We start from the raw sequence: 9,364 nt of genomic DNA, 5'->3' as shown, positions 1-9,364 counted from the left end.
AAAGCGTAATTTGACATCTTCTGTCAACCTTATTGTTAAGTAAAGTTTGCCTCGACAATGTTAGACGGGCTTTTGACGAATTCAGCACTACAGCTATAAACCTGTTCACTGATTGCTTAACTGAATTCGACAGAGCATGATACTGGCGTTCATATCAAGGTGTCGTGACCTGTCTAACGTAGACTGCGATGAGTCTTAGTCTGCACGTTCCGACTGTGTACAGATATGCCTAGCTCTGACTAGATCTGCATAGGTTTTTCGGAACGGTTTGGTTTTTTAGCTTTCTTCGCCGAAAAGCCCCACACCGTCCCCTAGGGCGGCACTGGGGACGTCACTTCTTAACCCCTATAATACCTTGAGTTACACTGAATTAGACTTTGGGTTGAGCTATCATTCAACCTATTTGTTTGTCTATATAAAAGTTGTATCCGAGGAAACTCATGCTGATGAGACGTTATCGCTCTATTCTGGCATTAATGCTAGCACTGGTGACCACATGTTTAGTAAGCTGCGGTAGTCCTGCCGCAACGACACCGCCTCCAGCTTACACCACTCAGCAGGTTGAGCAGATTCAGCGCACGGTGTCTAGCCTCTGGGAAGTGCGAGAAAAAATGCCTGTTCTGAAAACGAGAATTAACAATCGCGATTGGGTAAATGTTGCCACTTATATTCATGGTCCATTGGGCAGCTTGCGGCAAACCATGAGTTATCTGACGCGCCAACTGCTTCCCCAAGAACAAAAGGCAGCCAGTGAAGCGGCAAACGACTTGTTTGAACATTTGCAGAAAATTGACACCGCCTCTCAAAGCCGCAACTATGAACTTGCCATCAAAAATTATCAAGAGGCGTTAATCGACTTTGATCGGTTTTTGAAGCTGATTCCTGATGCTAGTAATGCAGCCGGAGTTGCCTGAATGAGTCATGTTGCCATCATTGGCTGTGGGATTGTTGGTGCTGCGATCGCATACGAACTAAGTAGCGTTTCGGGGCTACAGGTGACTGTGCTGGATCGACAACCCCCCGCCAAAGGATCAACCGGGGCAGCATTGGGTGTTTTGATGGGTGTGATTAGTCAAAAGGTTAAGGGGAGAACATGGCAGTTGCGCCAAGCCAGTATGCAGCGCTATGAAACCCTGATTCCAGAATTAGAAATATTGACTGGGCATCACATTCCCTTTAACCGTCAAGGCATCTTGATGCTGAGGTTTGAGAACGGCGATTTAGACTCTTGGCAGAATTTAGTCAAAATTCGCCAATCTCAAGGATGGCAATTGGAAATTTGGAGTGCGGCTCAAGTTCAATCCCACTGTCCTCAGCTTAATCCTGAGAAGATTATCGGTGCGATTTATTCTCCCGATGACAGACAAGTCGAACCCACCGCCCTCACCCATGCCTTAGTCGCCGCCGCCCAACAGAAGGGGGTGACGTTTAAGTTTGGCGTTGGTGTTGAAGGGGTGGAATCGATGCCTGTCAATGGTTCCAATCGGCGGTATGCAGCGCAAATTCACACACACAGGGAAACCTTGACAGTGGATTGGCTGGTGATTGCGGCGGGATTAGGTTCGGCACAATTGGTCAATTTTCTGCTATCCCCACCGGATCAATCGTCTGCAATTACGCTGAAACCCGTTCTCGGTCAAGCGTTACAATTACGCCTAGGGGATACAATCGGTAATCCGGATTTCCAGCCTGTGATTACAGGGGATGATGTGCATATTGTGCCAATTGGTGGCGGCGATTATTGGGTGGGTGCAACGGTGGAGTTTCCTCATCGCGGCGAAGTGGTTGCAGAACCTGGGTTACTTGAACAAGTGAAACAAGATGCGATCGCCTTTTGTCCTGCTTTAGCTCAAGCTACAGTGGTTCGCACTTGGTTGGGTAAACGTCCTCGTCCAGAAGGACAGCCAGCTCCGGTTATTGGTAAACTATCGGGTTATGATAATGTTTTACTGGCAACGGGTCACTATCGCAACGGTGTTCTCCTCGCTCCGGCTACCGCCCAAGAGATTCAAAGGATCATCTGTGCAACTTAAAACCTAAAGCTCAATATCTCCGATTTCTTGGTTAAAAGCCTGATTGCCTGAATGAATTTGATTCTGAAGTCGGGGATCTACCGGACGGGCGAGGCATCAATTTCAAGTCAGCGATCGGGAAAAAATTGTGGTCAACAACCGATGTACAACTCCACCATAATAAGGGGAACAGATTTGGGTAATTTTTTCTTCGGGATAATTCCAGTTGTGAAAACTAATAATGTTTCCATAAATTGAATGAGTCGGAATGATTTCATTGATGTCTAAAGTAGAGGATTGTAAGTCAAAAATAGTTTCTTTTGTTGAATAAGCATAATCAACCATCACACTCAAACCATAACCGCATTGTTTCAAAACACTTAAACATTCTAATGTGGCATTAATAAATGTAGGTGACCATCCTCCTTTTCCATTTTTTTTACTGGTGCCACCGCCATATTCAAACATGACCACTCGTGGTAGTAGAAAGGGTGACAACTCATGAAACTGTTTAATAATTTTAGATTCCCATCCTTCAATATCAAGTTTAAGACAAGTAACTTTTTCAGCATTGATACTGGATAGTAAACTAGATAGAGTTACAGACTTAACTTGTTTTATATTTTTGGAAGAACCAAACCAATCGGCTGATAAAGAATTAAAATTATGATTAAATAAACCGATAAATTTACCCATATATAAGGTTTGATCGCCATTGATATCTGAAAGACAACCTTTAATTAAGTCAATGTTATAACGTTGGCATAGATTCTGTAATTTTTTGACAGGTAGTGGTTCAACCGCAACTGTCTTAAATCCCAGTAGAGAAAACCGTTCACAATAAAAAGCAAAGGTTCCCACTCCTACGTCAATACAAATACCCTCTCTTGTGGGATCAATAAGGGGTAACACTTGTCCTAACAAGTCTTGGCAGCAAGCTTCAACGTGCATAATTATTTCCGGCTAATTGTTTTTGATAAAAACAGCGTTAAAATAGCGTACATGACCATCTTTCCCTTGAACTTGATCTAGATTCCCAGCATAACAATATCCTAGTTGATCGAGCATCAAAAAAATATCTTTGAAATCAGCTTGTTCTTGGTAAAGTATATCTAACGAAATTTCGACAATACAAGCTCTAGCCTGTTTAAAGGTTTCAATACCCCCTCGGATCACCCTGTCTTCATAGCCTTGTACATCCAACTTAATAAGTATATCAGGCGTAAGAGGTGTTGGCAGTGACGAAATTTCTTGATCTAAGGTTGACTGTTGCACGAGAATCGTTTGTTGCTTTTTTAGCATTGGGTAAATGCGTTCACAGAGTTGAGTAGTCTGTAGGATAGAAGACGATTGATTAAAATATAAATGATTATTGATTTCAATAGTTTTAATAGAATCTCCTAATGCCATATTGAAAACTTTGACGTTCTTTTTTTGTTGTTTTCCCCATTGTTCTAGTTTTTTGAATGGGTCAGGTAAAGGTTCAAATGAATAAAGATGAGCGTCGGGAAAAATACGGCACATTTTCCGAGAGAATTGACCGTCATTTGCTCCCACGTCGATAATTGAGTGGATGGGTAGTTTGGATAAGCCAAGCAGTTTCGGATTCCACTCTTTAACCAAAAGATGCCCAACTAGGTTAAAAAAATGATTACTAATTTTATAACCGACTTGGTTCCAGTTTTGTTTAAGAGTTATTGGCATCTATTTAGACATACAATAAAACTAAATGAATGAGTTTATAACCCGAAGCAATATCTGGCTTCCCCCATGGAATAAAAAGCTCCCGCATCCTCTGGCTTCCCCCGTGCAATAAACGCGAAGCATCCGCTGGTTTACCCCGTGCAATAAACGCGAAGCATCCGCTGGTTTACCCCGTGCAATAAACGCGAAGCATCCGCTGGTATCCCCCTTAAAAAGGGGGACGGAAGGGGGATAAAGGGGGACGGAAGGGGGATAAAGGGGGACGGAAGGGGGATAAAGGGGGACGGAAGGGGGATAAAGGGGGACAAAAGGGGGATAAAGGGGGACAAAAGGGGGAATTCATGCACCAATAATACCACACAGGTATGTTCAGTCTCGTCATCATCCATTTCTTTGCCATAGAAAAATGATGCCTGGTAATATTTGGATAAATCTGGCGTTGTCTAGGTTTTGATCATCCTGCATAAGTTCCAACCCATTTGCAACGGCTATACTTTGTAAGCCGCCGATAATCGAATCGGTTTGGTTGGCTCTGACGGGCAAGGAGAGGATTGGATTGGGCGCGATCGCAACATTGGTTCTGAGGGGAATCTCTCTTGTCCTATCCTTGAGGGGAAAAGGGTTTGCCGCCGTCTCTTTGTTTGTGAGCATGGCGTACCCTGATGTTAGCTTGTTACCTTGGAAAGTAGAAGGGTGATTACCACTACCATAAGCTTCTCGGCAGGAACAGGCTAGCCCATAATGCGACAAACGTGATCGGGTCAGCCTAAGAATTGTTATGAATTGGCAGAACCTGTCTTCCAAATAACTAACAATGAATAATCTTTGGTTTTATTCTCTACTACCAAATGTGACGCGATCGCAACCCATGAACTTACTCAATTTTTCTCTCCAACGCCAAGTCTTAATCCAACAACTTTTTAACCCGCTCAATCTAGAGACTGGAGTGGATTTGTGGCAATTATAATTTCATTTATTAATTTCAAGGGAGGTGTGGGGAAAACAACAACCACCGTCGCCGTTGCTGAGATGTTGGCTGGGGTATTTCATCGCAAAGTTTTGGTCATTGATCTTGATCCTCAAACTAATGCCACATTAATGTTAATTGGTGAAGAAAGATGGGAGGAACTTAATGAAAATCATCACACATTAGCCCAACTTTTCCTAGATGCGATCGCGCCAGAATACCCTAAGTTTAATCTGCATAAAGCCTTACAACACCAAGTTTCTAATGTCAAAGATTTAACCAGTTTAGACTTGCTCCCTTCAAGTTTAGATCTAATCAATGTGCAAGATAGGTTAGCGACTATTCCCGCTGGACGGTTTTATGCCGCCAGTCCAATTAACATTTTGCGGCGCGGAATTCGCTCTGTAATTGAGCCCTATGATTATATTCTCATCGACTGCCCTCCTAATTTGGGTATTGTTACACTCAATGGATTACGAATTTCCCATGGTTATATCATTCCCACCATTCCAGATATTCTCTCAACTTATGGAATTCCCCAAATCACCAAAACCATTCATGAGTTTTCCGAAACAATCGCTGAATCTATTGTTCCCTTAGGCATTGTCATCTGTAAATACAATGCTGGTATGACACTTCACGATCGCGTGATTAAGGATTTACGTCGATATAGTAAAGATGCCCGTGTCTTTGAAACCCAAATTCCCCACAAGCAACAAATTGCTGAAACTGTTGAATTCAATGCTCCCGACAAATTCTCAACCTTGCGACAAAAATGGGGATATGCGGGTCAGTTTGAACAATATCTAAATTTGGCAAAAGAGATCAGAATTGCGGCTAGTCAAATTCTCAAAAATAAGCCGTATCACTCCAGTTGAACGTGGAGAAATTCAATGAGCCTTGACCAACTTACAGCATTGATCAAACTCCTGGAAGAAATTCTTCCTGATACCCAGGCAACTTTGACCAAATACCAACATGATCCCGACTTTGCCCAAGAGATTGATTCATTATTTCAAATCTTATCGACAAAATGTCAAGCTCCCTCGAAAAAGCACCGCACCAAACGATGTACGAGTGTTTTTGATCCCGTTGAACTCTATCACCAGCAGGGGGAGCAATACTTACGCCAACAGTTGCAGCAACTCAAGGTTGAACAACTTAAAGATATGATTGCTGAACATGGGATGGATGCGAGTCGGCGGGCAATGCGCTGGAAAAAACGCGATCGCCTGATTGATTTGATCGTCCAAACCGCTAGCTGTCGCGCCCGTAAAGGCGATGCCTTCCGCTCCAGAGAGCGATAGTCGGTTAGGTTGTATTCCTGATTGGATTAGGTTTCTTCGGAAAACCTCACCTCTCATATAAGGATTCTTCAACCTAATTGAGTCCGAAAAATGCGACAATAGATTTAAAGGTCAGTCATCTTTAGGAGCTTCACCATGTATCAAGCTTCGGATATAGCTAAATATTTCATTCACTATGCCAATCTTGAAGAGGACGGCATGATGACGAATTTAAAACTGCAAAAATTACTGTATTATGCCCAAGGGTTTCATTTGGCTTTGTTTGATCAGCCTCTTTTTCGAGAAGAAATTAAGGCATGGCAGTATGGTCCAGTAGTCGAAGAAATTTATCACGCCTATAAGGGATATTCGCGTAATCCTTTACCCGATCCTGAAAATTTCAATCCTGAAATAATTTCGCCAGAAATAAAGAATTTAATTGATGAAGTTTATAGCGTGTTTGGTAAATATACTGGTACTGTTTTAGCCAATCTTACTCATCAAGAAAAACCTTGGATGAATACAGGACTAAATCAAACCATTACTCATGAATTAATGAGTGACTATTTTAAGAGTCAGATTGTTGAAGATTGATGGGTAAAGGTAATAAAAATAGAATCAAAAACCCTTTGCCAAATCAGTCTAAAGTAAAAGGCAGGATTGCAGAACCTTCATCGAACAAGATTTTAAATTACGATGACTTTCATCCTGTTTTTTGTCTTCGGTATTTAGAGGATGACTACGGTCTGGATAAATGTACTAGGGATGAGCAGGCTGATCTGGCTAAGGCTCTGAGAAAACGAAGTCAAATGACTTGGCGACAAATTTGGGCAGCAGATCGGCATGGATTGGGTGCAGAAAAGATTGCGAGAACTAGCATAAAAGCTTCAATTCCTAAGCATATTACGGAAGATATCGACTTTTTTATTGCCCTACGATTTTCGGGAAAAGCTCCAATGGTAGGTTATCGCATTAAGGATATTTTTCGGATTATTTGGTTAGATCCTAAATTCACCTTGTATAATCATTAAAGCTGAACGGGTGATAAGCCGATCAAAAGCTTGACAGATAAGGCATTTTATCCATTCAACTCAACCGACTGGAATGTTTGATGCGTCAAGCGAAGTAAGCGCTCACTACGAACGGCGCGATCGCGATGATGGCTATCCCTAGGGGAAGGCTCGTTCTACAATAGTCTTCTAGTCTAAAAATTTTCGGTTAATCCGTCTTTTCAAATCTTAACCTATGTTTCCTATTCATCGTCCTCGCCGTCTCCGCCAAACCACCCAGTTGCGTCGCATGGTGCGTGAACACATTGTTACCACTAGCGATCTCATCTACCCCTTGTTTGCTGTACCCGGTGAGGGAATCGCCCAAGAAGTCAAATCTATGCCGGGAGTCTACCAGTTATCGGTAGACAAAATTGTGGAAGAGGCTAAGGAAGTTTACGATCTTGGTATTCCATCGATTATTCTATTTGGCATTCCTGATAATAAAGATGTGGAAGCCACTGGCGCATGGCATGATTGTGGCATTGTCCAGAAAGCCGCAACAGTCGTTAAAGAAGCGGTGCCAGACTTGGTGATTATTGCCGATACCTGTTTGTGTGAATACACCAGTCATGGACATTGTGGGTATCTCGAAGTCGGTGATTTAAGCGGGCGGGTTCTCAACGATCCCACCTTAGAACTGCTAAAGAAAACCGCCGTTTCTCAAGCCAAAGCTGGGGCGGATATTATTGCCCCATCGGGGATGATGGATGGTTTTGTTCAGGCAATTCGGACGGGATTGGATGAAGCTGGATTCCAGGAGACACCGATTCTGTCTTATGCGGCGAAGTATGCCTCTGCTTATTATGGACCCTTTCGGGATGCCGCAGAATCAGCGCCACAATTTGGCGATCGCCGCACCTATCAAATGGACCCCGCCAATAGCCGCGAAGCCCTCAAGGAAATAGAACTGGATATGGCGGAGGGGGCAGATATGCTGATGATTAAGCCAGCGCTGGCGTATATGGATATTATTTGGCGGGTGAAGGAAGCCACAAATTTACCAGTTGCCGCGTACAATGTATCGGGTGAATATTCGATGGTCAAAGCGGCTGCCCTCAACGGCTGGATTGACGAACAAAAGGTGGTGATGGAAACCTTGACCGGATTTAAGCGATCGGGCGCTGATTTAATTCTTACGTACCATGCCAAAGACGCTGCCCGTTGGCTACAGGAGTAGCTATGATTTCACAGTAGAGACGTTGCATGCAACGTCTCTACGCACTTCGGTTTCTATAAATACTTTCTGACGGGTAATTCGGGTAAACTTCGATAGGCACAAGTTAACCAAGACTCCGTGATAACAATATTGCCGTATCAGGATATATTGCAGTATCAGGATTTTTTCGACTTAAACTAAGGCAATATTAGGGAAAATTTACTTCCCTGCTGCCATATTAAGGGCGAACGATGGGACTCGAACCCACGAATGGTGGAACCACAATCCACTGCCTTAACCTCTTGGCTACGCTCGCCATACGGTTTATTAGTATAGCATCAAGTCTGGGAGTTGCACCAGTATTTATTGGTAATTTACCGGAACTCATAAGCTAGAGGGGAAAGTCATAACCAATGGAAGCTTGACTGAGTGACATGAAATCATTAAAAATTATTACAGTCTTGGGTGGAACGGCGTTAGTTGTGCTAGGAGTTGGACTAGCGTTGACGAATCCGGGTAAGGAGTCTTATGAGGAGTACGCCGTTGAACAACTCAGCACCTACCTCAAAGATGAAGTCTGCACTCAAACCCCCAAGCAATTGGAGTTTCTCAACCCTGATCCAGAATTCCTCAAGCGTCAATGCCAATCCCTCGTGGATACGGGACGCCCCCAAATTCAGCAAATTATTGACCAGCAGACAGAACAACAAAACTGGATAATTTTCAGCATTTACCGCACAGATATTAACATCAATCCCTTATTGCCCGCTTACCATTTTGAAACGGTGGGAGCTTTTCAACAGTTTTTGACCTATCAGGCGCAGAAAAAATAATGAATTCGAGTTTTTCAACTACCCCAACTTACTCCGTTGCGCCTTGAGGCGTCACTTCGTTGAAGCTGGGGATTGCATCTTGGCTCCACCTCAGCCCTGAATACTAAGAGCGGTAATCAGTTTTGGTTTGAGTACACCACGGTTCTCAGGATACGGTGAACCATCAATCCTGTAGCTAGCGTGGCGCTTAAGGAGTATCCTCTAGCTGTCTGGGATTGACTTCTCCCCCGGTTAAACTTGCCCTCGAACGAAGTGAAGGGACGCGGGGGATTCTAAGAGGATACTACGGGACGAACTAAAGCCGCGTCCCTTCGTTTTGCTCGTCTTCTTAGAGTTCCAGAGAAAAACCCTGGA

At 43.5% G+C, this 9,364-nt stretch carries 12 protein-coding genes and 1 tRNA gene; 9 read left to right on the top strand and 4 right to left on the bottom strand.

The genetic code is table 11. From position 1 onward, the window contains the following. The first annotated feature begins 440 nt into the window (after positions 1 to 440). Together psbQ and RLO19_RS20815 are read left to right on the top strand one after the other, a co-directional pair. Complete coding sequence (psbQ, locus tag RLO19_RS20820) at positions 441 to 914, top strand: photosystem II protein PsbQ (RefSeq protein ID WP_446359345.1); 474 nt, start codon at positions 441 to 443, stop codon at positions 912 to 914. Beyond that, positions 915 to 2,033, top strand: a complete 1,119-nt coding sequence (locus tag RLO19_RS20815; protein ID WP_446359344.1) for an NAD(P)/FAD-dependent oxidoreductase — start codon at positions 915 to 917, stop codon at positions 2,031 to 2,033. It abuts the gene before it with no gap. A 102-nt stretch (positions 2,034 to 2,135) separates the two neighbouring features. Here the strand turns inward: RLO19_RS20815 and RLO19_RS20810 are convergent, their stop codons facing one another. From RLO19_RS20810 to RLO19_RS20800, 3 genes are all read right to left on the bottom strand, one after another. Further along, positions 2,136 to 2,963 (bottom strand): FkbM family methyltransferase, encoded by an 828-nt coding sequence (locus tag RLO19_RS20810; protein WP_446359343.1) that lies wholly within the window; start codon positions 2,961 to 2,963, stop codon positions 2,136 to 2,138. 12 nt (positions 2,964 to 2,975) lie between these two features. Beyond that, the gene (locus tag RLO19_RS20805) at positions 2,976 to 3,716 is read right to left on the bottom strand and encodes an FkbM family methyltransferase (RefSeq protein WP_446359342.1); all 741 of its coding nucleotides are present in this window, start codon (positions 3,714 to 3,716) and stop codon (positions 2,976 to 2,978) included. A 381-nt stretch (positions 3,717 to 4,097) separates the two neighbouring features. Next, on the bottom strand, positions 4,098 to 4,367 hold the full coding sequence (locus tag RLO19_RS20800; protein WP_446359341.1) for a hypothetical protein: 270 nt from the start codon (positions 4,365 to 4,367) through the stop codon (positions 4,098 to 4,100). Positions 4,368 to 4,530: 163 nt separating this feature from the next. On the opposite strand from RLO19_RS20800, the gene RLO19_RS20795 reads away from it, so the two are divergent. The 6 genes from RLO19_RS20795 (at position 4,531) to hemB (ending at position 8,198) form a co-directional block, all read left to right on the top strand. Continuing rightward, on the top strand, positions 4,531 to 4,683 hold the full coding sequence (locus RLO19_RS20795) for a hypothetical protein (RefSeq protein ID WP_446359340.1): 153 nt from the start codon (positions 4,531 to 4,533) through the stop codon (positions 4,681 to 4,683). Further along, the gene (locus RLO19_RS20790; RefSeq protein ID WP_446359339.1) at positions 4,671 to 5,561 is read left to right on the top strand and encodes a ParA family protein; all 891 of its coding nucleotides are present in this window, start codon (positions 4,671 to 4,673) and stop codon (positions 5,559 to 5,561) included. Before RLO19_RS20795 ends, RLO19_RS20790 begins: the two co-directional genes overlap by 13 nt. A 15-nt stretch (positions 5,562 to 5,576) precedes the next feature. Next, entirely contained in the window at positions 5,577 to 5,990 is a 414-nt protein-coding gene (locus tag RLO19_RS20785; protein WP_446359338.1) for a hypothetical protein, read from the top strand. A 135-nt stretch (positions 5,991 to 6,125) separates the two neighbouring features. Then, positions 6,126 to 6,563, top strand: a complete 438-nt coding sequence (locus RLO19_RS20780) for a Panacea domain-containing protein (protein ID WP_446359337.1) — start codon at positions 6,126 to 6,128, stop codon at positions 6,561 to 6,563. Further along, complete coding sequence (locus tag RLO19_RS20775) at positions 6,563 to 7,000, top strand: hypothetical protein (protein WP_446359336.1); 438 nt, start codon at positions 6,563 to 6,565, stop codon at positions 6,998 to 7,000. Before RLO19_RS20780 ends, RLO19_RS20775 begins: the two co-directional genes overlap by 1 nt. A 214-nt stretch (positions 7,001 to 7,214) precedes the next feature. Continuing rightward, entirely contained in the window at positions 7,215 to 8,198 is a 984-nt protein-coding gene (hemB, locus tag RLO19_RS20770) for a porphobilinogen synthase (RefSeq protein WP_446359335.1), read from the top strand. Between the two features lie 222 nt (positions 8,199 to 8,420). On the opposite strand, the gene RLO19_RS20765 is transcribed toward hemB, so the two are convergent. Continuing rightward, positions 8,421 to 8,493 (bottom strand) — tRNA-His (locus tag RLO19_RS20765). A gap of 118 nt (positions 8,494 to 8,611) precedes the next feature. On the opposite strand from RLO19_RS20765, the gene RLO19_RS20760 reads away from it, so the two are divergent. Then, a complete protein-coding gene (locus tag RLO19_RS20760; protein WP_446359334.1) occupies positions 8,612 to 9,010 on the top strand; it encodes a DUF4359 domain-containing protein in 399 nt (132 codons plus the stop codon). Positions 9,011 to 9,364: the final 354 nt, after the last annotated feature.

The sequence above is a fragment of the Coleofasciculus sp. G2-EDA-02 genome, from assembly GCF_040226375.1.
Taxonomy (GTDB): Bacteria; Cyanobacteriota; Cyanobacteriia; order Cyanobacteriales; family Coleofasciculaceae; genus Coleofasciculus.
Note: the sequence above shows the minus strand (reverse complement) of the source record. Positions and strands in the feature narration are given on the sequence as shown.